Genomic DNA, 26,527 nt, shown 5'->3' with positions numbered 1-26,527 from the left:
TTGAATTGAGATGATCAAAAATTTGATCATCTCAATGGCAATTGCAGGTTATGTTTATAATCAATTATGTCCATTGAAAAACATGCTTATTGAAAACTTTCAATTGTTACGTGAGCTAGTTTTTCATAATGAAGAGCAAGTGCAGCGTGATCACATACCCCTTTATCGTCATTTCGTAGTGCCTGCATCATTTCCATAACTGCTGCGGTTAACGGCAACTGAGCTCCCAATTCATGTGAAGTATCTAAAGCATTTGTCAGGTCTTTAATATGCAAGTCAATACGAAATCCTGGTTCAAAATTACGACTTAGTACCATTGGAGCTTTTGCTTCGAGCACTGTACTACCAGCTAACCCACCTCGAATCGCTTCGAATACTAATTCAGGATCAACACCTGCTTTTGTAGCAAGTGAAAACGCTTCTGACATAGCCGCTATATTTACAGCAACAATGACTTGATTCGCTAGTTTGGTTACATTACCTGCACCCAATTTACCTGTATGCACAACAGAACCAGCCATCGCTTTCATTACATCGAAATATTTGTCAAATAATGCTTTATCACCACCAACCATAACCGATAACGTTCCATCAATAGCTTTAGGTTCACCGCCACTCACTGGAGCATCTATCAAATTAATATTCTTTTCAGCGAGCGCATTACCTATTTTTTGGCTTGCTATAGGATTAATTGAGCTCATATCAATAACTGTTGTGCCTGGTTTTGCTCCCTTAATAATGCCATTTTCACCAAGTGCTGCAGATTCAACATGTGGTGAGTTAGGTAACATAGTGACAATGACTTCACATCGTTCAGCTACATTCTTGGCGTTTAAGCCTGTTTCTGCACCTGCATTATTCAACTCTTCTACTGCTTCTTTGTTAAAATCATAAACAATCACATCATAACCAGCTTTGAGCAAATTCTTGCTCATTGGTTTACCCATTATTCCTAAACCGATAAAACCCACTTTCATAATATTTCCTTTTTAATTTATTAAGTACTTATTAGCTTTCATTGAGCAAAATTAACTTTTGTTAATGAATTTTTCTGCCAAGTTTTGCGTCGCAGATCTAAACAAACCTACGTCTGCGCCTACAGCAACCAAAGTTGCTCCCCAAGACATATAGCGCCTTGCGTCTTCTTCTGAACCAGTAAGAATTCCAGACGGTTTTCCAAATTCTTTCGCTGTCTTAAATACTTGTTTAATTGCTGACTGAACATCTGGATGATTAATATCGCCTAAATGACCTAAAGAGGCAGCAAGGTCACTCGGTCCAACAAATACCGCATCAATTCCATCAACAGCAAGGATGTTAATGAGATTATCCAAGCCATATTGATTTTCTATTTGAACAATGACGGCAATATTGTCATTAGCAGATTTAAAATAATCTTTGATGGTGGCATAGGCATTACCGCGATGTGATAGCGACACTCCACGAATTCCTTCTGGAGGATAGCGGGTAGCAGAGACAGCCTTAATTGCATCTTCCTTAGTTTCTACAAATGGGACTAATATATTGTAAAAACCTAAGTCGAGTACTCGCTTAATCATAACTGGATCAATTGAGTGGATACGTACAATTGGTGCTGATGTACTTTCTTTCAATGCCATTAATTGTGGGATTAGTGAAAGCTCATCGTTAGGTGCATGTTCAGCATCAAGCAATAACCAATCAAAACCTGCTAACCCCAACATTTCCGCTGTAATTGGAGATCCTATACTGCTCCAACAACCAATAAGTTGCTCACAATTACGAAGCTTTTGACGAAAGTTATTTGGATATTGAGTTTTGTTCATAGTTGTTCCTATTTAGATATCAGTTTTATTCACAGCAATATTATCTGATTACTCACATTCTTATATACTAATAAATACTAATAAATACTAATTTGTGAAGTGGTTCATATATTCATAATATGATATGTAAGAAATAAAATTTCCCTAACCCAACAAAGAAACTAAAAACTAATATTTTAAATCAATAACTTAAAACATTAATGGTATTGTAATTGAATTTAAAACACAAATTTATGCAATGAGAATCACACTTTAAGTATTTTTTTGAATTACCTTCTGATCACAAAACAACCAAATCTATATTTATTTATACAACTTTACAGTGGTAGCATGCATTTAGAACATCAAGTACGTCCTAATTAAAAATATAAATATAAATATCAACTAGCCATAAGGTGAAACTGTAATGAAATCGATGAAAATGAGATTGAGCTTCTTGCTATCAGGAATACTTTTAGCCTCTTCCGTCAGTGCTGCGGTCTTTCCAACCAGGGATATAAGAATGATTGTGCCTTGGCCAGCAGGCGGAGGTGCGGATGCAATATCTAGAAAAATAAGTAATATCGCGGAAAAAGAACTCCCGAATTCAATTTACGTAGAAAATATTGGAGGAGCCATCACAGCTACCGGCTTAATGCAGATGACGAAATCACGTCCGGATGGCCATACAATAGGTGTACTAACTTATGACAGTATTATTACCTTACCGCGCGGTAATATGGTGCCTGGATATTCGCTAGATAAAATGAAACCAATTGCCCGTATAACTAAAGAAGCCGATGCTTTTGTCGTTTCGAAGAAATCAGGTTTCAATTCGTTAACTGAAGTTATCGCAGCTGCTAAGAAAAACCCTAATACAGTACGGGTAGGTGTTGCACCCAAAGGTTCTGGTCCATACCTTGCAATTAAGCGTTTAGAGAAAATGCTCAACGTTGATTTTAACGTCATTTCATATCCAGGTTCGTCTACTGCTGAAGCCGAAGCATTATTATCAGGTGAATTAGATGCGGCTATTTCGAGTCTGGGAGATTTCAACGGAATTATCTCATCTGGTGATGCAAAAGGTTTGGTTGAATTATCTTCAGAGCAAAACCCATCGTTCCCTTCCGTTCCACCAATCAGTTCGTTAGGTTACAAAATCGAAACCGGAAGTTTCATTCTAATTTCTGCTCCCAATAGAACACCAGACGACGTAATCGCTATATTAGAATCTGCCTACAAAAAAGCTTATGAAAGTAAAGAATTTCAGGAGTGGGTAGCTAAAGTGGGTGTAACACCAAGCTGGCTAGATTCTAAACAAACCTCAGAATGGATAACAGATCTACAAACCACCACATTTTCTGTTATGGACGAATTCGATCTCTAAAATATTGCCTGCATTTATTAGATATTGAACATGTTAAATTTATAGTCCTTTCTTTTGAAAGGACTCATCTGAGGGAATATATATGTCTTGTAAAATTGAGCATATAAAAAGCTCTGGTTTTTATATTATTACATTTTTTGTTTCTTTATTTTATTTTGGTACCGCATTTTCACTTGGACCTCCTATCGACAACGGAAGTATTGAGCCATCTTTTTTTCCTCTAGTCTTAGGAGCGTGCGCAACCATATTTAGTGGATTAGTTCTACGAAACAACATCAAAAAAAACACCCTGACACAACAAACTTCGCCAAGAAAAACGTTAACCGATATTGGAGATCGCAAAGTATGGTTAGTCGTATTCATTACCGCAATTTACATTACACTGTTTAGTATTATTGGCTACTTCTTATCATCGATCTTATATGTGTTCTCAATCATTGCTCTTTTTTCAGGAAATAAAGACGCTTTACTTTCTAAGCTATTAATTTCTATTGTTATAGTTGTTATAGGCTATTTGATTTTTGAACAACTATTTAGCATTCGACTACCAACACTAGAGGTATAGTCATGGATTTTATATTAATGGTATTTAGCAGTTTTTCACTATTATTTCAACCAGTTACCTTGATATATGTAGTCTTAGGTTTTTTTATTGGAACCATATTTTCTGCAATACCTGGGTTAACTGCAACGTTAGCACTAGCATTACTTCTTCCGTTGACGTATAGCCTTGATGTAACTACTTCACTGATGGCATGTGCAAGTATATATATGGCTGGAATGTGTGGTGGTAGTATTACCGCAACAACAATAAATATACCTGGTGCTCCATCATCCATGATGACTGCATTAGATGGTTACCCGCTTCAACAGCAAGGGAAAGGTGCATTAGCATTAGGGCATGCTTCTCTTGGCTCTATGATTGGTGGAGCATTAGGTGCCCTTTTACTTATTGCCTTAGCACCATACATAGCACAGGTTGCATTACTGGTAAAAACCACCGGGAAATTTTCACTCATTGCTTTCGCAGTGGTAGTTATCGTTATATCTCAACGTGGAAAAATACTGAAAGCCTCTGTGGCACTCTGTCTAGGATTAATGACTGCAACAATTGGTTTAGACTCAATGGTACCTATGACTCGATTCACATATGGTGTACCAGAATTAACCGCTGGTATAGAACTAATGCCCATTATAATAGGTGCATTTGCTATTAGTGAAATTCTAAGTCAGGCAAGTAAATTAAATCAAAAAGATCAAATTAAAGAGGCATTAAAAAATGTAAGTAGTGTACGTCGTCGTGACTTCTTACCTCCTTTATCTGATATCAAAAAAATAGGGGTACTGTGTTATGTGAAATCCGCACTCATCGGTTTTTTAGTTGGCACATTACCTGGGGCTGGTGGTTCAATGGGAAGCTTCTTATCCTATGTTGAAGCAGTGAGAACGTCTAAAGATCCAGATTCTTTCGGTAAAGGAAACCCTAAAGGAATAGCTGCAGCAGAAGCGGCAAACAACGCAGTATGTGGTGGTGCTATGGTACCTATGTTAACTTTTGGTATTCCCGGAGATCCAATTACCGCGATTGTTCTTGGGGTATTGATTATTAACGGCATCCAACCCGGACCACAATTAATGGCTGAACAAGCTACTTTAATTGCGCCAATGCTTGCATCGCTACTCTTTAGTGCAGTAGTAATGGTCCCTTTAACACTATTTTTAATCGGTCCATACTTTATTAAAATAGTATCCATCAGAAAAGACGTACTTTATGGTTCTATTGCTCTTTTATCTGTTGTAGGAAGCTATGTTGCAACATATTCTCCATTTCAAATGGGAGTAACGTTACTTATAGGTGTTATTGCTTATTACATGAGAAAAAACGACTTTCCAATTGTAACAATGCTCTTAGGATTTATTTTAGGCCCAGATCTTGAAGAATTTTTTAGAACATCTCTGGCTTTATCTAACGGTAATCCAATGACATTTCTTACCAATTTGGATAGCTTATTCTTCATTGTATTAACTGGATTTTTTATCTATTTCTTAGCGATTAAAAAGCCAATAACTAGTCCTGTGTCAGCGAAAGCCTAATTCGTCATTAATTACTACAACTAGTTAATATCGCTAGACGGATATACAATGAACTAACAACGCCCAAATCCAGGTTGCTTTTAATTTTTAAACAATTAATTTCACTGGTTTGGGCTGTTTTAACTTTAATTTTTTAATATGAGATTTCTAGTGAACTCATATTATAGCTAAAACCTTATCTTGAATTTTATTTCGAAATATCAGAGCCTATCGAATGGCAACAGACTCTCGCTCAATCATTTCAAACATTACCGATGAACGTGTCGCAACTATATTGGGAGAGCTAATTGCCGTGATCAATTTATAGATAGCCGATTGAGCAATTCTATTGTAGTCAGTAGTCAATGTTGTTAATGGGGGAGTTGAAATAGCACTCACGCTAAGGTTATCAAACCCTACTACCGAAATGTCTTCTGGGACTCGTTTATTTATACTGGATAACGCTTCAATAATAGATAAAGCGACCATATCACAAAGACACAGTATCGCGGTACAGTCATCAAAGCGGTTTTCCTCTAGCAATAAAGGAATGATTTCTCTAGCGCCAAAATCGCCCATAGAATTACGGATCAAATCCTTACCTTGTAATCCTCTTAACGGTTTTACTCTATCTGCATAATGCACAAAATCTATAACTGATTCTTTAGGATCATGCTCTACGCCAGCCATGCTTAACGCACGTAAAAAACCACTGGTTCTTTGATAAGTAGAGTGTCGATCATTGGCTGTGACTAACTTGATTTTTTTATGTCCTTTCGCCAATAGGTATTCCGTTGCCATAAACGCGCCAAATTCATAATCAGGTGAAATACTTGGCGTTTGCATTTTAGGGTCGACACCATTAATGATAACTGCTGGGACTTTCTCTTGTTGGGTTAAGTGGAGCAATTCTTCGTTAGGGTTACCCAAGATGAGCAGAGATTGGGTTTTAGCGAGCTTATCTTTGAGTGAATGAGAGTTGTTAATTGGATTTAATACCGACATTTCCAGCACGATGGACAGTTTACTTGCCTCGACTTTAAGTTGATTCAGTAACGTCCCGTAAAAGGTATGAGGAGCAAAAGCAGAGTCATCACAAAACACCGTAATTTTGTCCAGATTCATCGGTATCTCAAGAGAGGTTTTACGCTTTACATAACCAATTTCAGTGATAATAGTTTCAACTTTCTGAGCAACATCACGCTTTACTAAATCACTCCCATTTAAGACTCGAGACACAGTTGTTTTGGACACGCCAGCAAGTGCAGCTATCTGATCTAACGTGGGTTTTTTACGTGATTTGTCTAATGCTTTCAAAAGGTTTTCCTACTCGAGCAAGATTTAAATAAACAATGTGGTCAGCAATCTGTCTTCTTATGTTTCGACCTGACTAGTTGTAATGCATCTTCTTAGTTAATTCAAGTCATTTTACCTTAAAAGATGAAACGTTTCATAAAAATGAGATGTTTCATAATATGAACAAGATCACGGAAAATAGATTAAATCTAGGTAATCCTAGTAACAGTTCGATGTGAGAATGTACTTGTATTGTACAAACGCTCCATAAGAAATCCATTTTATGAAACGTTTCATATTTTCTACATAATTATTTTGTTGAGGCTTTATTTATGAACCAGACGTTAGAAACGATCAAACAAGACATTATCGCAAGCGTAGAGCGAAATATGTCGGTGATCGGGATACGTAATCCGATGGTGGGTGCGGGTCCTAATGATTTTACATGGCTCTACCCTGAAGATTATTTTTGGACTGACTCATTTTGGACAGGTCAGCTTTGGCTAGCGTATTTGTTTACCGGTAAACAAGAACTGAAAAACAACGCTCGTATGCGTAACGCACATTTCCAAAATATTCTAAATAACCCACTGTGGTTAAATCATGATCTTGGATTTGAATACAGTTTATCTGCCGTGGCTGATTATAAGTTAACCGGTAATCAAGATGCTAAAAATCTGGCTTTAAGAGCAGCAGAAGCATTGAGAAATCGTTACAACTGGAACGGAAATTACTTAGTAGCCTGGACCGCAGGAGCAGAAGACAAAGCACACGCAGAAAGTGTGCAAGGCAAAATAATTATCGATTGTATGCAAAACTTGTCTTTACTAATGTGGGCTTATGCAGAAACCAACGTTGAATCCTTTAAACAAGTTGCAATTGGCCAAGCAGAAACCTCGATGAAATACTTAATACGTGATGATTATAGTACTTATCATACGTTTGACTTTGATACTCGTACTAATCAGCCTATAAAAGGTTGTACGCATCAAGGTTTTGCTGATGAATCATGTTGGAGTCGCGGACAAGCATGGGCTATTCACGGTTTTGCACAAATGGCACTAATGACTGGTGATGACCGTTACGCTCAAGAAAGCGTCAAGTTAACTGAATATATGTTGAGTAAAATCACTCCAGATATGGTGCCTGAATGGGACTATTTATTAACAGAGGGCGAAACTCGTTATAAAGATACTTCCGCTGGTTCCATTACGTCTGCTGGCCTATTTATATTGGCAGAATATTTTACCAAAACTAACAATTCATCTTTAGCTGAGTATTACTATGATTTGGCTAAAACAATGCTATTGGCACTACGAGAAAACTATGACCTGACGAGCACAGAATCAGCTCAAGGGTTACTATCTAATGCTGCATCTCACATACCCAATGCTAAAACTCACAACCAAGAACATTTAGCAAACTCAATGCTACCGTACGGTGATTATTATTATTTTGAAGCTGTTGCACGAGCATTAGGACACAACAAACTTTTTTGGTAACACTAAATAACGTGAACAAGAGGTAAATATAATGAAAAGTATAACGACTAAACTAGCACTATTAGGAACGGCTTTAGCACTCAGTGTCGGCGCGGCACAAGCAAAAACCTATAAATTTGCTGCAAACATTCCTAGTCAAGATGCTGCAGGTACTTTGCTGACAGAAATGGGACAAAATATAAACGAACGTACTGATGGTCGCGTTAATATTCGCTTTTTTTGGAACGGCACTTTAGGTGGACAAGCTCAGTACCTACAACAAATTCAAAGTGGCGTTATCGATTTGGGCTTGGTTAATAGCGCGACACTAGAAAACCTTGCACCAGAAATTACTGGAGTCAATCTTCCTTATATTTTCAGAAGCTTAGACGAATACGAACAAACTATGTTGAACCCTGAAGTGAGTCAAACTATCTTTGATTCCGTCGCTAGTAAAAATGTGTACCCTATGGGCTTTTTAAGTAATGGTTTTAGAAGTATGTATACAACTCAACCTGTATCGACGCTTGAAGACTTAGAGGGTTTAAAATTAAGAACTTCACCGAGTGATACCTATATGAAACTTATCCGTGCTCTTGGTGGTGTACCAACACCAATGGACTTTGGTGAAGTCTACCCAGCACTACAACAAGGTATTATCGACGGCGCTGAAGGCGGGTTGGCTGGATTATGGGAAGTTAAATTTGGTGAAGTAGCGAAATACGCTATTCGCACTGAACATACACGCTTAACCGATTTCTTAGTAACCAGTGAACGTTTCCGCGATAGATTATCTGAAGAAGATTTGAAAGTTGTTCAAGAAGAAATGAACAAAACAACCCAAAAATCGTTCTCAGCAGTTGCAAAACAGATCGAAAAGTCAGAAGCATTAGCAGCATCTGAACTGGGCGTAAAATATATCGACATCGACAAAGCGCCACTTATCAGCCGTATGCAACCAATGTATGACGAAGCACTAGCTGATTCAGTAAAAGCGCCACTGTTGGAAACTATTTTTAAAATTCAAGGTAGATAGAACGACTAACTAAGCAACTAAAGCGGCAGCAAAAAGTTTGCTGCCGCTTAAATCAAATCCATATAATTATTATTTTCTCTATTTAACAATTATGTTCACCACATAATCATTCATGACGTTGTTAATAAATAATGTAATAACACTGAAGAAGAATTATCCCCATTACGCTTTGCTTCAAGGAGAGGTTTATGAAGCCATTAGAACAGCAACCAGCAACCGTTACTTATAGTATGATTGACTCTTTTATGAGCACTTTGGAGAAGGCATTAAAATATTTTTTAATTACCTTACTCGCATTAATGAGTGTAATTATTATCTATCAAGTTGCTGCACGCTATGTATTCAGCTCTCCGAGTGCTATGTCAGAAGAATTATTACGCTTTATGCTAATTTGGCTCGGGATATTAGGCGCAGCTTTATGCTTTATAAAATCTACCCATTTAAACCTGCCATTGGTTTTAGATAAAGTTAGCGAAACAACTCGAATTAAAATGGAATTGTTTAACCGTTTCATCTATATCGTTCTCGGCTTAATTATGATGTGGGGAGGATACGTTGCAGCAGCGAAAAACTTTAACTTACTCAGTCCTACCATGCAAATACCGCTAGGAGCAGTTCAAGCAGTATTGGCAATCAGTGGCGCGATAATCACCTTAAGTCAGTTAGTTGAGCTGGCTAAAACAATCAAAAAGCAACCTAGTCAAGCTTACATAATTTTAACTTATGTTGGCTTATCACTAGTGTTACTTTTAGGTTATAGCGAACTTAAAGAATTAGAAAGTTTTGACGATTTTCTCTATTCCAACATGGAGATAATTTCTTTCTTTGCTCTCTTTAGCTCCTTCATCTTTTTTCTATTAATGGGCACGTCCATTGCTGTCGGCTTGGCTTTTTCTGGCATATTAACGCTATCGCTACAAATAGATTTTATTAATCTACTCGGAACCAGTAGTGAAAAATTATTCAGCGGACTTGATAGCTTTGGTTTTCTCGCTTTGCCATTTTTTATTCTGGCAGGGAACATCATGAACCAAGGCGGAATAGCAAAACGTCTTATTGTATTCGCCATGTTAATTGGCAAACGTATACCGGGTAGCCTATGGCAAACCAATATTGTTGCCAATATGATGTTCGGCTCACTATCAGGCTCGGCTATTGCCGCATCTACTGCTATCGGGGGGATAATTACCCCTATGGCGAAAGAAAAACAATACGACATGCCATTTACTACCGCAGTCAACGCCTCTTCCTCTATTGCAGGTATGCTCATTCCACCAGCTGGGGCATTTATTGTTTACTCAATGATTACTGGTGGTAATGCATCCATCGCGGCATTATTTTTAGCCGGCTACATTCCTGGGCTTATTGTAGGTTTGAGCGTGATGTTAGTGGCCTATTATTATGCACGCAAACATAATTACCCTATTGACTCTGTTCACTATCCGTTTAAAGAGGTTGCCGCGATAGCTTGGCGAGCCGTGCCGAGTATGTTCTTGATTGTCGTGATTATCGGCGGAATTATAGGTGGGATGTTTACCGCCATAGAAGCCTCTGGTATAGCAGTAATCTACAGTTTATTGCTGGCGCTATGTTATCGAACGCTCACTGTACAATCTTTGTTAAAAACTTTGTATGACTCTGCGATTAGTTCTGCTGTCATTCTATTCTTAATCGCTTGTTCTGGTTTAATGAGTTGGTCGATGACCTTTGCTAGTATCCCCGATACTGTTGGTGAAATGCTGGTTGCGGTTAGTGACAACAAATACATTATCCTACTAGTGATTAACCTAACGCTACTGTTTGTTGGCGTATTTATGGATATGGCACCGGCACAGCTAATCTTTACACCTATCCTCTATCCAGTGGTGACTTCTATGGGAGTGGATCCGGTACACTTTGGGGTTATCATGATCTATAACCTATCTATGGGCATCGTTACCCCACCTGTCGGCACGGTATTGTTTGTTTCTTGTGGTATTACTGGAGAGAAAATAACCAATGTAATCAAACCATTACTTCCTATTTTCTTGGTGCAGTTTATTGGCTTATTGCTGGTTACGTATTTCCCTGTTATTAGCTTGGCCATGCCACGCTTCTTTGGTCTCATGTAAGGGGACGAACAATGAAACAACATTTTTTTTTCAATAACCCAATGCAAACTAAGCAAGACTTTCAACAATTAGTTTGCGACCTTTTTGAACCATTGATCCCTTTTTATCAACAACAAGGGGCTCGAATTGACTTAGACGAAGGCGGTGCGTGTTTTGATATGGTCGCAAGTTCAGTTGAAGGGGTGGCTCGCCCGCTTTGGGGTTTAATACCTTTGCAACTAGGTGGTGGTCAATTTGAACATTGGCCTTTGGTTCGACAATTAATTATTAACGGCACAGATCCCGAATCTGATCAATATTGGGGAGAATTAGGCGAAATAGATCAACGTAGTGTAGAGATGGCGCCAATTGCTTTATGGTTAATTTTATTACCAGAGATAGCATGGCAACCTCTTACTAAACAACAGCAACATAACTTAGTACATTGGTTAGCCAGCATTCAAGATAAACCCACTTCGCAAAACAACTGGCTGTTTTTCACTATTTTTGTTCAACAAAGCCTACGCAGTGTTGGTTGGGAAACATTAGTCAATAAAGAGCTAGAACAGCAATTTTTGCAAAGAATACGCAACTGGTATCTTGGTGATGGTTGGTACGGTGATGGTGATATAGAAAGCATCGATCACTACTGTGGCTATGCAATGCACTATTACGGCTTAATTTATTCGCAGTTATTCGAGCACGCTAATCCAGAATTCGCGGCTTTGTTTAAAGATAACGCTGACGCTTTCAGTATTCCATTTCAATATTGGTTTGCAGAAACTGGAGAAACACTTGTTCAAGGCCGCTCGTTAACTTATCGCTTTGCTAGTGCAGGTTTTTGGGGCGCATATGCTCTTTGCCCACAAACATCCATACCAATGGGAGAGATTAAAGGGCTCTGGGCACGACAAATTAGACGTTGGAAGCACCAACCTATTTTTACCCAAACAGGCATATTAACGCGAGGCTTTGACTACCCAAATACCGCGATGTGTGAAGTATACAACTCTCCTACTTCACCATATTGGGCTATGAAAGCTTTTATTCCATTGCTTTTGGCAGACGACAGCTCTTTCTGGACAAATGAAGAACAACCTTGTCCAAAGTTAAAAAAAATCATGCCAATGCCACACAATAAAACCATTGTACAGCGGGTTGATGGACACAGTATCGTTCACTATGCCTCAAACGTACATCCAGGCTTCCAACTGGATAAATACAACAAGTTTGCGTATAGCACCTTTGGTGGTATGGATATTAACGCATTGCTTTATTCAGAAAAACTGAGCTTCGGCGACAACATTCTCGCACTAAGTTTCGATGGTGGAGCAAACTGGCAAATGCGACAAAAGAATAATCACGTAGAGCTATTAGAGAATAAAATCATTATCCAGTGGCAAAGTGGTTTACAAAAAGTCACCACCACCATTGATATACTCGACAATGGACAGTGTATACGAAGCCATGAACTGGAATCGGACCGAGAAGTATGGATTGTTGAATCAGGTTTTGCAGTAGGAAAGTGGTACCAAGAGGAACAATTATTGGATCAATTAGGTAATGAACAACCAACGAGAAAAGCACTACTGTCTATAAAGGGCAGTAACGGTATTTCAACCATTAGTAATTGCGACAACCATATGAAAACAGCTCACTGCACAACCCGAGTACATAGTGATGTGAGTTTCCCTAGAAGCGCTGTACCCTATTTATTATCAAAACATAAAGCAGGAACAATCCTATTATCGAGTCGATTTAGTCTCAGTAAAACACACCATTGATTAAGGTTCATCGTTAGGTTGTAGATCGGATACTATAGCCTAACGAATTAACCCTATCGACAACAAACCAATCACTTCGTTTTTGTCAGACTTTGTCCTTCGCGCATAGAGAAGCCCAAATCATAAATTTTTTGTTGCACTTCTTCTCCACGCAAAACGCCCAGTAACAATTCAGCACTTTTTTCGCCAATTTTATAAATTGGTATATCAATACTATTCAATTGCGGAGAAATCGCTTTACCAATATTTAGCGCGTTATAACCAACAATACCGAGCTGTTCCGGAACCTGTATTCCTCTTTGTTGCGCTGCCATTGTTACGCCAACCGCAATATCATCATTGGTACATAAAACCCCATCGATATTAGGGTGTTCATTCAATGCTTTCTCAAGCAATTCGCCTCCCAGCGTAAAACTTGAATGAGCTTCAGTTAAAATATGTATAGACTCCGCTCCTCTTTCACTCATCGCTCTATCATAACCTGCCATACGTAATTGCGTCCGAGTATCCAGACGTGCACCAAAATAAGCGACATTCGATTTCCCAGAGTCGAGTATTGATTGTGTAGCAAAATACGCTGCCGCTTCATGGTCAAGTCCAACCGCCATATCAATCGGTTTTTCCGGCAACTCCATCGCTTCAATCACAGGTATACCGGTTGTCTTTATCATCTGTAGTGTGCGGACGGTATGAGTGCTCTCTGTCAGTATTAATCCATCCACGTGATACGAAAGTAAAGAGGCAACCTTGGCCTCTTCTTCTTTTTCATCATAGCCAAAATGTGCAATTAAGGTTTCGTAACCATTTTCTTTGGTTACTTTTTCAATCCCTTTGATAAATTTGGCAAAAACTTGGTTTGAAAGAGATGGAACTAAAATACCAATCGCTTTACTCGAAGCTTTTGACAGCATCGCTGGTGCTTTATTTTCAATGTATCCAATTTCCTCAATAACCAAAGCAATCTTGCTTCTTGTTTGTGCTGCAACCGAATTAGGATCTCGCAAATAGCGCGAAACGGTCATTTTAGTAATACCAATTTTATCGGCAATATCTTGCAATGTTGGTCTTTTCTGTTGCATTTTTTATGTTCTGCTATTGGTGTTGGGAGGGGGAGTTATTTAATTAAAACATTTATTGTTTTATTAAAAATGCGCTTAAATAGTTTATCAATTAAAATTATTTACCAGCCAAAATGTTACGGTAACATTATCATCAATAACGCATATTGGTAAGAAAAACTTGACTTATTTTTTTATTTAAGAATGATTACTATTCAGCTTAGCTAGAAATCAGTAATTAACTCATATTTTGCTTAGTCACGATAAACGTTCAAATCTCACAAGTGTAACGATTTCATTTAGTTATAATTCGAACAAATATGATAGCATCAATTTACTATATTAAAGTAATTAGAGACGTTATGGATAACCGCCATCAAGCACAAAGAAGAGAATACTTCCGTCTTCGCTATCCTAAAAATGAACGCCCAAGAGCCATAATTCTTGATAGAGATTTTCGAGTCTGCGAAATATCCGAACAAGGTACTCGGATCTTATTTACCAATTCACACCCTGTATCACGAGGCGTGACAATTAGAGGCTCGATACGTTTTCATGATGGCATTGAAATAGAAATCGAAGGTCATGTAATCAGGCTAGACGATAATGAGTTAGTGGCTCAATTAACTAAAGGCCCCGATTTAAAACGTATGACAACAGAGCAAATCTATCTCCGTAAAAAATACCCGGGTATTTTTTCTAAACTATAAAATTTTATTATTTGTGTAATAAAACCTATTCTCAAAAGGTCTATTGTCATAATTAAATGTGATTAGTAGCTTAACGAGATTGTATTTATAGTTATGTAACTGAACAAACGTTGCCGACTGGGCACTTCATAGTTTAAAAACTATTTTTTAAACTGAAGCATATTGGTCGCTTAGTGTCATCGATTGTTCATCAAACTCTAACTTTACATACCCATTATTGAAATTTAGATTTCATAAAATCTCGGTCAGTGAACCAATATCCCGAGGTAATTATGCAATCAGTAAAACCATCAACTAGCCCTTTCCGTTTACCACGAAAAACGCCTTTCGGTTTAGGCGAGTCTTTTACTGAATGGGCGACAGGGCTAAGTCAGCTAGATAAATTTTATTCACAACGACCTGCAGGGTGTACAACTCAAGAATTTTTACGCTTTACCCTTGATGTACTCGGTATTGATTACCAAGTGATGAAAGGGTCGCTCAACAACATCCCATCTTCAGGTGCGACTGTTATTGTTTCCAATCACCCTCTCGGTTGTGTTGAAGGGGTTATCTTAGCGGAACTTCTATTAACGATTCGCGATGACATCCAGATACTTGCTAATCAATATTTAAAAACGGTTCCAGAATTAGATGAGCTATTTATCGGTGTGGACGTTTTTGAAACACAAGACGCTGCGCGGGCAAATATGCGAGCACTTCGTACCGCCAATAAACATCTCGCTAACGGTGGATTATTACTGATGTTTCCTGCTGGAGAAGTATCACAGCTTGTCGATAGAAAAGAGAAAAAATTAGAAGATAAAGAGTGGAGTCGCTCAGTTAGCTCACTTATTCGTAAAAATAAAGCCGTCACGGTTCCAATTTTTATTAACGGACAAAATTCTCAACGCTTTTATATGGCAGGAAAAATTCATCCATTGTTAAGAACATTAATGCTTGGTCGTGAACTGCTTAATAAAAAACAAGAAGTAATATCGATAGCAATAGGCGATGCTATAAGATACAAAGAAGTGACCAAGTTAGATGATAAAAAGCTGGTTAACTATCTTCGACTTAATACCTATTTGCTAAATAAAAATGGATTATCAAACGATAATATTACCACTAAAAATCAAGCTTTCCCTACAGATGTCGCTCTTCCTTTACCTTATCGGACTATTCAACACGACCTCGATAATCTCAGTGAGGAAGACCACTTACTCACTAGCAACGAGTTTGATGTCTATTGTACTCAATCTCAAAACATTCCCTCGTTAATGCATGAAATTGGCCGAGTTAGAGAACTAAATTTTCGCCAAGCAGGAGAAGGTACAGGCTTAGAGCTTGATCTGGATAAGTTTGACCAAACGTACCTGCAACTTTTTGTTTGGGATAAAGAAAAGCAACGACTTGTTGGTGCATATCGGTTAGGTTTGGTGGATAAGGTTATAGAAAATAGCGGTATTGAAGGGCTTTATTCCACCACATTATTTCACTATGACCAACAATTCCTTAACAAAATGAATAACAGTAATGCAATTGAAATGGGCCGTTCTGTCATTGCACAAGAGTACCAAAAAAGCATGAGTGCGCTGCTGTTGCTTTGGAAAGGCATTGCCACTTATGTTTCTCGCAACCCTCAATATACTCACTTATTTGGCCCTGTGAGTATAAGTAATGATTACAGCCACGAAGCTCGTCAACTGTTAGCCGAAACCATGACACTTCATCATTATGACATTGAAAGTGCCGCCTGTGTTAAAGCGTCAAACCCTTTACAAACTAAAGGGGCAACATGGAATACCAGTTTGCTTACCGCCTTAGGCGACCTTCAACTTCTTTCAAGGGTAATTGCGCGCTTAGATATAGGCAAAAGTGTTCCTGTTTTATTGAGGCAATATTTAGGTTTGAAAGGCAAATTGGTCTGTTTTAACGTTGATCCTGCTTTTAATGATGCGTTAGATGGGTTAATTGTGGTCGATCTAAGAAATGTACCAAGCAAGACTTTAGCTCGGTATATGGGCTCAAAAGAAAGTGAACAGTATTTACGTTCTCATGAGGTGCTGGGTTGATAAACCTCAAATAAAACCAAATGCCGCTCACTTTTTAGTTAGATATTTATCGCAATATACGACGCGCTATCTTCTACTGATACGGCTTAAACAGCTCCAATGCTTTTAGTCTGGCCTCTTTGTGATCGACAATGGGGCCACAATATTCATCGGCTTTCCCACTTAATTTGAGATAATCATGTGGGAAATGGATATACTTATCTGGAACATTAGCAAGTTCGGGTAGATACTTACGGATAAAATCGCCTTTAGCATCAAAACGTTGGCTTTGAGTTATTGGATTAAATATTCGAAAATACGGCTGAGCATCGCAACCAGTGCTTGCCGACCATTGCCAACCACCGTTATTAGCACTAAAGTCCCCGTCTATTAGTTTTGACATGAAAAATTGTTCGCCTAATCTCCAGTCAATTAATAGATGTTTGGTCAAAAAACTCGCAACGATCATACGTAATCTATTATGCATCCAACCAGTTTTGACAAGCTGTTTCATTGCCGCATCCACAATGGGATACCCTGTTCTACCTTCACACCAAGCGGCAAAATGTTGCGGATTACCCGGCCACATCATGTTTTGATATTTAGCCTGAAAACTAGTGCCTTTAACTAAATCAGGATAATGGAACAAAAGGTGCTTATAAAAATCACGCCAAATCAGTTCATTCAACCAAGCAAATCCAGCTACACTTACATCATCAATAAGCTCCGGTTCATGTTGCAGCAGTTGCGTAATAAGCCAGCGAGGACTAATTGCACCAATAGCAAGATAAGGAGACAGACCTGAGGTGCCTTTAATAAAAGGAAAATCACGATTCTGATGGTAATTATTAAGCTTTGTTTGAAAAAAGGTACTCACGACAGAGCCCATAACCACATCACTTAAGGGCCATTGAGACGAATCAACGATGGGGTAATCAATATCAAAGTTATTAACCTTGAAGTTATTAACCTTAAAGGGAGCAACCTCAAGAGAGTTTGCCTCAAACTCGGCAGCAACATCCACCTCTAGTGAGGGTGACTTATCCATCAATGGAGTGGGAATACACTCGACACCGCTAAGTTGTAACTGCTTAAACCATGTTTTTTTAAAAGGAGTAAAGACCTTAAACATCAGCCCTTGCTTATTAAGCACACTTCCTACCGGTAATATGGTGTCACTGCGATGTAGTTTAAGTTCAATGTCTGACGTTGCAAAAGCTTTGTCTCGATTAATCTCATTAATTTCAGGTTCACGATTGGCACAAACCACTTCAATATTGTGTTCATGACAAAAATCGGTCAGTAGCTGATTTTGATTATCAAAATCGGTGGCCTGTAAATGGTACAACTGAATACCAAGCTCACTCAACTGTTGATCGATAAGACCAAGGTGACGACGAATTAAATCCACTTGAATGGGAGCAACGTTATGTTTTTTCCATTGTTTTGGCGTGGATATATACAATGCTTTTGTCGCACCTAATTGAATTGCCTCTTGTAGCGCAGGGTTATCATGCACTCGCAAATCACGTCTAAACCACACTAATGCTGTCAACCGTTCCACCTTAAATATTAATTAATTTGTGATTATAAATCGTTCAGAGAAAAAGAATTCACTCAATTCTAAAACACCACATGCTAATGGATTCTAGCTTTGCTAAAAACAATTTGCCAATAACTCGCGAGATTTTAATCAAATAAATCTCTTGTTTTATCTTTCGTCGATAGACCCTCATCCTCCTACCCAACCCGTTTTATATCGATTTTTTTCAGCAAAAAAACAATCAATAAGTGATCGTTTAATACCGTACCAACGTAACAGTAATTACAAAGCATAAACAGGATATAAAATGGATACGTTAGCAATCGATTTAGCGCGATTCCAGTTCGCATTTACCGTTTCATTCCACATTATTTTTCCGGCTTTCACTATCGGTTTAGCTTCATATCTCGCCGTATTAGAAGGTCTTTGGCTTAAAACTAATCAGGATAAATACATTCAACTCTACAAGTATTGGAGCAAAATATTTGCGGTGAGTTTTGGTATGGGCGTAGTAAGTGGCATCGTTCTAAGTTATCAATTTGGCACCAACTGGAGTGTTTTCTCAGACAAAACAGGGCCAATTTTAGGGCCTTTGATGGGTTACGAGGTGTTTACCGCTTTCTTCTTAGAGGCTGGCTTTTTAGGCGTAATGCTGTTTGGTATGGATAAAGTCGGCAAAAAACTGCACTTTGCTTCTAGCTGCATTGTAGCTTTTGGCACTTTTTTGTCAGCGTTTTGGATATTATCAGTTAATAGTTGGATGCAAACTCCTGCCGGTTACTCTATCAATGAGGTAGGGCAATTTGTTCCTGAAAACTGGTTAGAGATTATTTTTAACCCCTCTTTTCCGTATCGTTTAGTGCATATGTTGCTCGCTGCTTACCTGACTACCGCTTTTGTCGTGGCGGCTGTTGGCGCTTATCATTTAATTAAATCACCTCACAATCCGTTGGCAAAAACCATGTTTTCAATGGCTATGTGGATGGCGGCAATTGTTACGCCTTTGCAAATCATCGCAGGTGACTTTCATGGGTTAAATACGCTAGAACACCAGCCAGCCAAGGTTGCAGCGATGGAAGGTCATTACCAATCTCATCAAGGTGCTCCTTTAATTTTATTTGGCCTTCCAGACGATGAAGCACAAGAAATGAAATACGAAATAGCTATACCAAAATTGGGCAGCTTGATTCTGACTCACGATTTAAATGGCTCTATTCAGGGGTTAGATGCATTTCCAGAAGAAGATCGTCCACCAGTATCGATTGTATTTTGGAGCTTTAGAGTAATGGTTGGTATCGGCATGGGGATGCTCGCCATCGGCTTAACCAGTTTATGGTTGCGTAAAAAAGACCGTCTGTATGAAGCCAGCTTATTCCATCGTATCTGTATAGCTTTTGGCCCTTCTGGTTTTATTGCCGTGTTAGCGGGTTGGATAACAACAGAAGTCGGCCGCCAGCCTTATACCGTTTACGGCCTACTTCGCACGGTAGACTCTGCTTCGCCAGTTGATGCATCTGCGGTTGGAGCCTCATTAGTCGCCTTTATCATTGTGTATTTCTGCGTCTTTGGTGCGGGCTTCTTTTATCTTATTCGCCTAATGCGTAAATCACCAACTCGCTATGAAGAATCTGCAGATGCTCGACTACCTGACGGCACAGAAGTATCACCGATTTCTCATTCAAACAGATTAAACTAAAGGACAAATGAATGGATATTGCATTAATTTGGTACGGCATCATCGGTTTGGCGGTTCTGATTTACGTTATATTGGACGGCTTCGATTTAGGTATCGGTATCTTGTTCCCTTTTGCTTCAAGCGAAGCAGAACGAGATATGATGATGAACAGCATAGCCCCAGTATGGGACGGCAACGAAACCTGGCTAGTGTTGGGAGGCGGAGGACTGTTCGCCGTTTTCCCATTGGCTTACTCTGTTGTTATGCCTGCACTTTATGTTCCCGTGATAATCATGCTGCTCGGATTAGTATTTAGAGGGGTATCTTTTGAGTATCGCTTTAAGACTAAGCGAGGACAATTTCTTTGGGATGCAGCCTTTTTCATCGGTTCTCTGAGCGCAACCTTTATGCAGGGCATAATGCTAGGTGCATTACTGCAAGGGATTGAAGTTGAAGGACGTTCTTACGCTGGCGGTTGGTTTGATTGGTTTACACCTTTTAGCCTATTTTGTGGTTTAGCGACAACGTGTGCTTATGCGCTACTTGGCGGATGTTGGTTAATAATGAAGCTGCCAAAAGAGTTAGCATCTCGTTATTATGGTGTCACTAAACGTTGGGGATTAGGTTTGGTATTTTGTATCGCGGTAGTGAGTGTTTGGCTTCCTCTTTCTAACCAAATGATTTTCAACCGTTGGTTCAGTTTCCCTAATTCATTACTGTACTTATCGGTGCCGATTATCGCTGCGGTACTAATTTGGCAATTGTTTAGAGCTTTATTACAACATCGAGCATTACACGCCTACTTATTTGGTGTCGGATTATTTTTAGTCTCATCTTTAGGTTTTGCAATAAGCACTTATCCTTACATCGTACCTTTCTCGCTAACTTATACAGAAGCCGCAGCACCAGAAAGTAGTCTACTATTCTTATTAGTAGGTACGGTTGTATTGCTGCCTACCATTATTGGCTACAGTGCATATGCATACTGGATTTTCAGAGGCAGACTAAAGCACGGTGAGGGTTATCACTAATGACTAGACGAATGAAACAGATCTTATGGTTGGTGGCGATTTGGTTCGCTGGTGTCTCTGTTCTATCGATATTTGCGTATTGTTTACGCTTCTTCATCAGCTAATTAATGAGGCTATGATGATTTTCAATAATATAGTGGTAATTGGCAGTCAAGGTGAGATAGGAGCGGCGTTTATTAAACGTATAAAAATGCACTATCCAGCTGCACATATAACAGTATTTTCTCGTCACGGTGAAACTTACACACATGAAAATATGACCGCATATAACATGGACTATTCGTGTGAAAAAAGCATCGCCAACTGTGCAAACCTAGCCGCCTCTACTGGTCCTATTGATATGGTATTTGTGGCAACCGGTATTTTGCACACTGACTCAGTATCACCAGAAAAATCATTAAAGGACTTATCCGCTGAAAAGTTAATGACGCTTTTCAGCGCTAATTGTGTCTTTCCCGCTCTGCTAACAAAACATTTCATACCTTGTTTGAATAAACAGCAACACTCTATTTTTGCTGCATTATCAGCCCGAATAGGCAGTATTTCTGATAATCGACTTGGTGGATGGTATTCCTATCGAGCATCGAAAGCTGCATTGAATATGATCATAAAAACCGCGGCTATTGAAACTCAACGAGTAAACAAACAAGCCATCATTGTTGGGTTGCATCCAGGGACGGTCGACAGCCCTCTGTCGCAACCTTTTCAAAATAACATCAAAAAGGCCAATCTGTTTAGTGCCGAATATTCTGCCAAGCAACTCCTCAATGTAATGAACAATCTGACACCAGAGCACAGTGGTCAATGTATCGATTGGGATGGAAAGGAGATTCAACCTTGAATACATTACGTATAATTTTGGGCGACCAACTTTCTTATTCAATAAGTAGTTTACAAGATTGTGACCCCAAAAATGATGTAATCATGCTTTGTGAAGTATGGGATGAAGCCACCTATGTAAAGCATCATAAAAAGAAAATCGCCTTTATTTTTTCCGCCATGCGCCACTTTGCCAAGGAACTATCCAAACAAGGTTACCGAGTTAAGTATGTCACGCTAGATGATGAGGAAAACACCGGCAGTTTTCTTGATGAAATTAAGCGTTTTTCTAGCCAATATCGACCTAGACGTATCGTTGTAACTCAACCTGGGGAATACAGAGTTTTACAAGACATGAAACGATGGCAGTCAGAATTAGGTATTGAAGTTGATATTCGATCTGACCAGCGTTTCTTATGCTCAACCGAAGAATTTTCTGACTGGGCAACTAATCGTAAACAACTCCGAATGGAGTTTTTCTATCGAGAAATGCGCAAAAAACTGTCGGTATTGATGGATGGCAACCAACCCATTGGTGGAAAATGGAACCTAGACGCAGAAAACAGGAAAGTGCCAAAAGAAAAATTACACATACCTGTTAATACTCGCTTCGAACCGGACAGCATAACAAAAGATGTTATTAACCTTGTTAAAAAACGTTTTGCCGATCATTTTGGTGATTTGGAGCCCTTTTATTTTGCTACTAACCGCACTGAAGCATTAGAGGTTCTCGACCAGTTTATCGAACTAAGACTGCCATTATTCGGGGACTACCAAGATGCAATGATCGAAGGTGAACCATGGATGTATCACTCTCACATTAGTTTCTATTTAAATACCGGATTACTGCTGCCACTAGAATGCATACAAGCAGCACAACAGGCTTACAATCAAGGAAAAGCACCTTTAAATGCAGTGGAAGGGTTTGTTCGTCAAATCATTGGTTGGAGAGAATACACCAGAGGAATATATTGGTTGACCATGCCTGAATATGCACAACAAAATTATCTTGAAGCACATCGAAATTTACCTGAATTGTATTGGACAGAACAAACCAAAATGAATTGTCTCCAACAATGCGTACAAGAAACTCGTCAAAACGCTTATGCTCATCACATACAGCGTTTAATGGTGTTAGGCAATTTTGCTTTGCTCTGTGGTATCGACCCTAAAAAAGTCAACGAATGGTTTTTAATTGTTTACGCCGATGCTTTTGAGTGGGTTGAATTACCGAATGTATCTGGAATGATATTATTTGCTGATGGCGGATATCTTGCTAGCAAACCATATGCAGCAGGTGGTGGGTACATCAATAAAATGTCTAATTACTGCAAAAACTGTCATTACAAAATAAGCCAAAAAACCGGTTCAGATGCCTGCCCTTTTAACTATTTATACTGGGATTTTTTGCAAAGAAATCAGCAAAAGCTAGCTAACAACCCTAGGTTAAGCATGATGTACAAAACCTATGATCGAATGAAAGACGAGCAAAAAACAGCAATAAAAATCAGCAGCGAACAGTTTTTGCTGGCGCTAGATTAGCGCTTTTCAGCACTATGCTTGAAGTAAGTAAGGTTGATGACTTTTATCTGTTTTAATCAAGCCTGTTACTGAAGCTCTTACGTTAATTGTAAAAAAACCTCTTGCGAAAGTTGAACTTCGCAAGAGGTTAATAATTAAATAAAGCGGATTATCGACTGCATTATTGTCTACCGACAATGTCAATAAATGCTAAATTAGCACTTATTCAACCGTGACTGCTTTTGCAAGGTTGCGAGGTTGGTCAACATCGGTTCCTTTGATGATAGCAATATGATAAGAGAGCAATTGCATAGGAACGGTGTAGAAAATTGGCGCAACAATTTCGTTCACATGCGGCAACGAAATAATCTTCATTCCTTCAACGGCTTCAAAACCGGCTTTTTCATCGGCAAACACGTACAACAGACCACCACGGGCACGAACTTCTTCAACATTAGATTTGAGCTTTTCAAGAAGATCGTTATTTGGAGCAACGACAACCACGGGCATATCTGCATCGATCAATGCTAATGGACCATGCTTAAGTTCACCTGCGGCATAAGCTTCTGCATGAATATATGAAATTTCTTTTAATTTAAGCGCGGCTTCCATTGCAATTGGGTAGTACTCTCCACGCCCTAAAAATAGGGTGTGTTCTTTATCGGCAAAATCTGGGGCTAGAGCTTCAATTTCTTTATCGAATGCTAACGCAGCTTCAATTTGAACAGGAAGAGCATGAATTGCTTGTACAATTTCTTTCTCTTTTTTAGCGTCAATATTTTTATTCTGTTTACCAATAGCCGTTACCAACATTAACATTGCTGCAAGTTGAGTGGTGAACGCTTTGGTTGATGCCACACCAATTTCGGTTCCTGCACGAGTCATAAAGGCAAAATCTGATTCACGTACTAATGACGAACCAGAAACATTACAAATGGTCATTGCGGACATGTAACCTTTCTCTTTTGCCAATCGCAACGCTGCTAATGTGTCGGCTGTTTCACCTGATTGTGAAAGCGTAATTAATAGACTATTAGGGCGAGTAACAAATTTACGATAGCGGAACTCCGACGCGATCTCTACATCACAACTCACTCCAGCTAAGCCTTCAAACCAATATCGTGCAGCCATTCCTGAGTTATATGACGTTCCACACGCAATAATTTGAACATGTTCAACTTTAGATAAAATTTCTAATGCATTCACGCCAATGCTTTCTATTACTACTGAATCTTGAGTGACACGCCCTTCCATTGTGTTTTTAAGTGCATTGGGTTGTTCGAAGATTTCTTTTTGCATGAAGTGACGATACTGACCTTTGTCGCCAGCATCATGTTCTACATTAGATTCAATAACTTCGCGCTCAACCGCTTGGCCGTTAGCATCAATAATACTCACATCACGACGAGTGATTTCGGCCACATCTCCTTCTTCAAGGTACATAAAACGACGTGTAACACTTAAAAGAGCAAGCTGATCTGAAGCAAGGAAGTTTTCACCAATACCCAAACCAATCACGATTGGGCTACCAGAACGAGCGACGACAAGACGTTCAGGATCGTTACGATCAACGATAACCGTTCCATAAGCACCTTCTAGCTGTGCGGCGGTTTTATGCAATGCTTCAACTAAAGTGTCAGATGTACGACGTTCCCATTCAACTAAATGAGCGATGACTTCAGTGTCGGTTTGAGATTCAAATACATAACCTCGCGCTTGTAGCATTTCACGCAACGGCTCATGGTTTTCGATAATACCGTTGTGAACAACAGTAATATCACCAGAGATATGTGGGTGCGCATTGATTTCAGACGGTTCACCATGCGTTGCCCAACGAGTATGCGCAATACCAGTTCCGCCAATAACCGCTTGTTGTGCAACTGCATCGGAAAGTTCTTGAACTTTACCTAAACGACGAACACGAGTTAAATTTTTGTCTGCATCGACCACAGCAACACCGGCTGAATCGTATCCTCGGTATTCTAAGCGACGTAAACCTTCAACCAATATTTCAACCACATCACGTTGTGCTACTGCACCCACTATTCCACACATTTGAATTCTCCAAATTTTACAATTATTTGTATTTGCGTGCAGCTTTCTGCTTGCTCACAATATTATTACTTTTTAAGATGCCCGAATAACTCGCACATCTTTAGATTCAATTGTCGCCATTTGTTCATCGGTTAAGTTTTCATCGGTTACAACTATATCAATTCGCGACCAAGCCAACTCTAAGTTAGGGATTTTTCGCCCTACTTTGTCCGATTCGATCATAACGATCACTTCTCTAGACACATCCGCCATCACTTGGCTTAGGTCTATTAGCTCATTAAACGTTGTCGTTCCGCGAGATAAATCGACACCATCGGCACCAATAAACAGTTGATCAAAATCATAGGAACGCAATACTGATTCTGCAACTTTACCTTGAAAAGATTCAGAACGAACATCCCACGTTCCGCCTGTCATTAGCAGAGTAGGTTCATTTTCGAGAGCATTGAGAGTATTCGCGACCTGAATAGAATTAGTCATCACAACTAATCCTTGTTTGTAATTTAATTCTGGGATGAGTGCACTGGTTGTACTACCGCTATCGATCACAATTCGATTGTGGTCATTGATTAATTTCGCAGCAACTTTCGCAAGCTTAATCTTTCGACTTGAAAGTTTATTGATAGTTGTCTCATTTATAACTTCTTTAGGTAACGAGATAGCACCACCATAACGTCGTAATAAAAGACCATTAACCTCTAGAGAGGCTAAATCTTTGCGGATCGTTACTTCTGATGTATCAAACTTTTGAGCGAGGGTTTCAACACTGACTTCACCAAGCTCATCAACTAGCTTAGATATTGTGTGACGTCTCAATTGCGTGTTTCTTTTTGTCATAAAATGAAAGCTTATAATTACAAACCGAAAGGATTATATTTCAATTGAAAGTTATTTGTCCATTTATTTTGAGCCAAAAATTAAAAATTTTGCACTGAAAGTTTGTCCTAGAACAACTCTGCAGAGTGATCTTGATCCGATTATTTGTTAGAATTCGCGCCCTAAAGAAAGTTAATTACAAAAATTACCGTTATTTTTTTGCAACTTTTCTCCTTTAATATAGAGATAGTCAAATAAATATCGAGCTAAAGCCATAGCAATAACGACAGCAGGTAGTCAGCTTGTGACTGCACTGAGTGATAGATTTAACACAC

At 39.0% G+C, this 26,527-nt stretch carries 20 protein-coding genes; 13 read left to right on the top strand and 7 right to left on the bottom strand.

What is annotated here, in order from left to right; all coding sequences use genetic code 11:
- Positions 1–86: 86 nt before the first annotated feature.
- Entirely contained in the window at positions 87–977 is an 891-nt protein-coding gene (garR, locus tag ACLKML_RS13860) for a 2-hydroxy-3-oxopropionate reductase (RefSeq protein ID WP_413285799.1), read from the bottom strand.
- Between the two features lie 51 nt (positions 978–1,028).
- Positions 1,029–1,805 carry a 2-dehydro-3-deoxyglucarate aldolase gene (gene garL, locus ACLKML_RS13855; RefSeq protein ID WP_413285798.1) on the bottom strand — a complete coding sequence of 259 codons (777 nt, stop codon included), beginning with the start codon at positions 1,803–1,805 and terminating at the stop codon, positions 1,029–1,031.
- Between the two features lie 406 nt (positions 1,806–2,211).
- On the opposite strand from garL, the gene ACLKML_RS13850 reads away from it, so the two are divergent.
- From ACLKML_RS13850 to ACLKML_RS13840, 3 genes are all read left to right on the top strand, one after another.
- Complete coding sequence (locus ACLKML_RS13850) at positions 2,212–3,171, top strand: Bug family tripartite tricarboxylate transporter substrate binding protein (protein WP_413285797.1); 960 nt, start codon at positions 2,212–2,214, stop codon at positions 3,169–3,171.
- An 82-nt stretch (positions 3,172–3,253) separates the two neighbouring features.
- Positions 3,254–3,736 (top strand): tripartite tricarboxylate transporter TctB family protein, encoded by a 483-nt coding sequence (locus ACLKML_RS13845; protein WP_413285796.1) that lies wholly within the window; start codon positions 3,254–3,256, stop codon positions 3,734–3,736.
- Between the two features lie 2 nt (positions 3,737–3,738).
- Positions 3,739–5,265, top strand: a complete 1,527-nt coding sequence (locus ACLKML_RS13840; protein WP_413285795.1) for a tripartite tricarboxylate transporter permease — start codon at positions 3,739–3,741, stop codon at positions 5,263–5,265.
- A 207-nt stretch (positions 5,266–5,472) separates the two neighbouring features.
- Here the strand turns inward: ACLKML_RS13840 and ACLKML_RS13835 are convergent, their stop codons facing one another.
- Positions 5,473–6,561 (bottom strand): LacI family DNA-binding transcriptional regulator, encoded by a 1,089-nt coding sequence (locus ACLKML_RS13835; protein WP_413285794.1) that lies wholly within the window; start codon positions 6,559–6,561, stop codon positions 5,473–5,475.
- Positions 6,562–6,872: 311 nt separating this feature from the next.
- On the opposite strand from ACLKML_RS13835, the gene ACLKML_RS13830 reads away from it, so the two are divergent.
- The 4 genes from ACLKML_RS13830 (at position 6,873) to ACLKML_RS13815 (ending at position 12,931) form a co-directional block, all read left to right on the top strand.
- A complete protein-coding gene (locus ACLKML_RS13830; RefSeq protein ID WP_413285793.1) occupies positions 6,873–8,042 on the top strand; it encodes a hypothetical protein in 1,170 nt (389 codons plus the stop codon).
- Positions 8,043–8,073: 31 nt separating this feature from the next.
- Positions 8,074–9,057, top strand: a complete 984-nt coding sequence (gene dctP / locus ACLKML_RS13825; protein WP_413285792.1) for a TRAP transporter substrate-binding protein DctP — start codon at positions 8,074–8,076, stop codon at positions 9,055–9,057.
- A 188-nt stretch (positions 9,058–9,245) separates the two neighbouring features.
- Positions 9,246–11,168, top strand: coding sequence for a TRAP transporter large permease subunit (locus tag ACLKML_RS13820; RefSeq protein ID WP_413285791.1), 1,923 nt, complete (start codon positions 9,246–9,248; stop codon positions 11,166–11,168).
- A gap of 11 nt (positions 11,169–11,179) precedes the next feature.
- Positions 11,180–12,931 (top strand): DUF2264 domain-containing protein, encoded by a 1,752-nt coding sequence (locus tag ACLKML_RS13815; protein WP_413285790.1) that lies wholly within the window; start codon positions 11,180–11,182, stop codon positions 12,929–12,931.
- A gap of 71 nt (positions 12,932–13,002) precedes the next feature.
- On the opposite strand, the gene ACLKML_RS13810 is transcribed toward ACLKML_RS13815, so the two are convergent.
- Complete coding sequence (locus tag ACLKML_RS13810) at positions 13,003–14,010, bottom strand: substrate-binding domain-containing protein (protein WP_413285789.1); 1,008 nt, start codon at positions 14,008–14,010, stop codon at positions 13,003–13,005.
- 299 nt (positions 14,011–14,309) lie between these two features.
- On the opposite strand from ACLKML_RS13810, the gene ACLKML_RS13805 reads away from it, so the two are divergent.
- The gene (locus ACLKML_RS13805) at positions 14,310–14,699 is read left to right on the top strand and encodes a PilZ domain-containing protein (protein ID WP_413285788.1); all 390 of its coding nucleotides are present in this window, start codon (positions 14,310–14,312) and stop codon (positions 14,697–14,699) included.
- Positions 14,700–14,971: 272 nt separating this feature from the next.
- Positions 14,972–16,753: a lysophospholipid acyltransferase family protein gene (locus ACLKML_RS13800; protein WP_413285787.1), complete on the top strand. Its 1,782-nt coding sequence runs from the start codon at positions 14,972–14,974 to the stop codon at positions 16,751–16,753.
- 73 nt (positions 16,754–16,826) lie between these two features.
- On the opposite strand, the gene phrB is transcribed toward ACLKML_RS13800, so the two are convergent.
- Entirely contained in the window at positions 16,827–18,287 is a 1,461-nt protein-coding gene (gene phrB, locus ACLKML_RS13795) for a deoxyribodipyrimidine photo-lyase (RefSeq protein ID WP_413285786.1), read from the bottom strand.
- Positions 18,288–18,582: 295 nt separating this feature from the next.
- Between phrB and ACLKML_RS13790 the strand changes: the two genes are divergently transcribed.
- From ACLKML_RS13790 to ACLKML_RS13775, 4 genes are read left to right on the top strand one after another with little or no spacing between them, the layout of a single operon-like run.
- The gene (locus ACLKML_RS13790) at positions 18,583–19,971 is read left to right on the top strand and encodes a cytochrome ubiquinol oxidase subunit I (protein ID WP_413285785.1); all 1,389 of its coding nucleotides are present in this window, start codon (positions 18,583–18,585) and stop codon (positions 19,969–19,971) included.
- 11 nt (positions 19,972–19,982) lie between these two features.
- Positions 19,983–20,981, top strand: coding sequence for a cytochrome d ubiquinol oxidase subunit II (cydB, locus tag ACLKML_RS13785; protein WP_413285784.1), 999 nt, complete (start codon positions 19,983–19,985; stop codon positions 20,979–20,981).
- A gap of 25 nt (positions 20,982–21,006) precedes the next feature.
- Complete coding sequence (locus tag ACLKML_RS13780; protein WP_413285783.1) at positions 21,007–21,822, top strand: SDR family NAD(P)-dependent oxidoreductase; 816 nt, start codon at positions 21,007–21,009, stop codon at positions 21,820–21,822.
- Entirely contained in the window at positions 21,819–23,342 is a 1,524-nt protein-coding gene (locus tag ACLKML_RS13775) for a cryptochrome/photolyase family protein (RefSeq protein WP_413285782.1), read from the top strand. Before ACLKML_RS13780 ends, ACLKML_RS13775 begins: the two co-directional genes overlap by 4 nt.
- A 201-nt stretch (positions 23,343–23,543) precedes the next feature.
- On the opposite strand, the gene glmS is transcribed toward ACLKML_RS13775, so the two are convergent.
- On the bottom strand, positions 23,544–25,376 hold the full coding sequence (glmS, locus tag ACLKML_RS13770; protein WP_413285781.1) for a glutamine--fructose-6-phosphate transaminase (isomerizing): 1,833 nt from the start codon (positions 25,374–25,376) through the stop codon (positions 23,544–23,546).
- Positions 25,377–25,448: 72 nt separating this feature from the next.
- The gene (locus ACLKML_RS13765) at positions 25,449–26,213 is read right to left on the bottom strand and encodes a DeoR/GlpR family DNA-binding transcription regulator (RefSeq protein ID WP_413285780.1); all 765 of its coding nucleotides are present in this window, start codon (positions 26,211–26,213) and stop codon (positions 25,449–25,451) included.
- Positions 26,214–26,527 lie beyond the last annotated feature (314 nt).

It is taken from the genome of Vibrio sp. MA40-2, from assembly GCF_047302445.1.
Lineage (GTDB): Bacteria > Pseudomonadota > Gammaproteobacteria > Enterobacterales > Vibrionaceae > Vibrio.
This window is presented reverse-complemented; position numbering and strand designations above follow the sequence as displayed.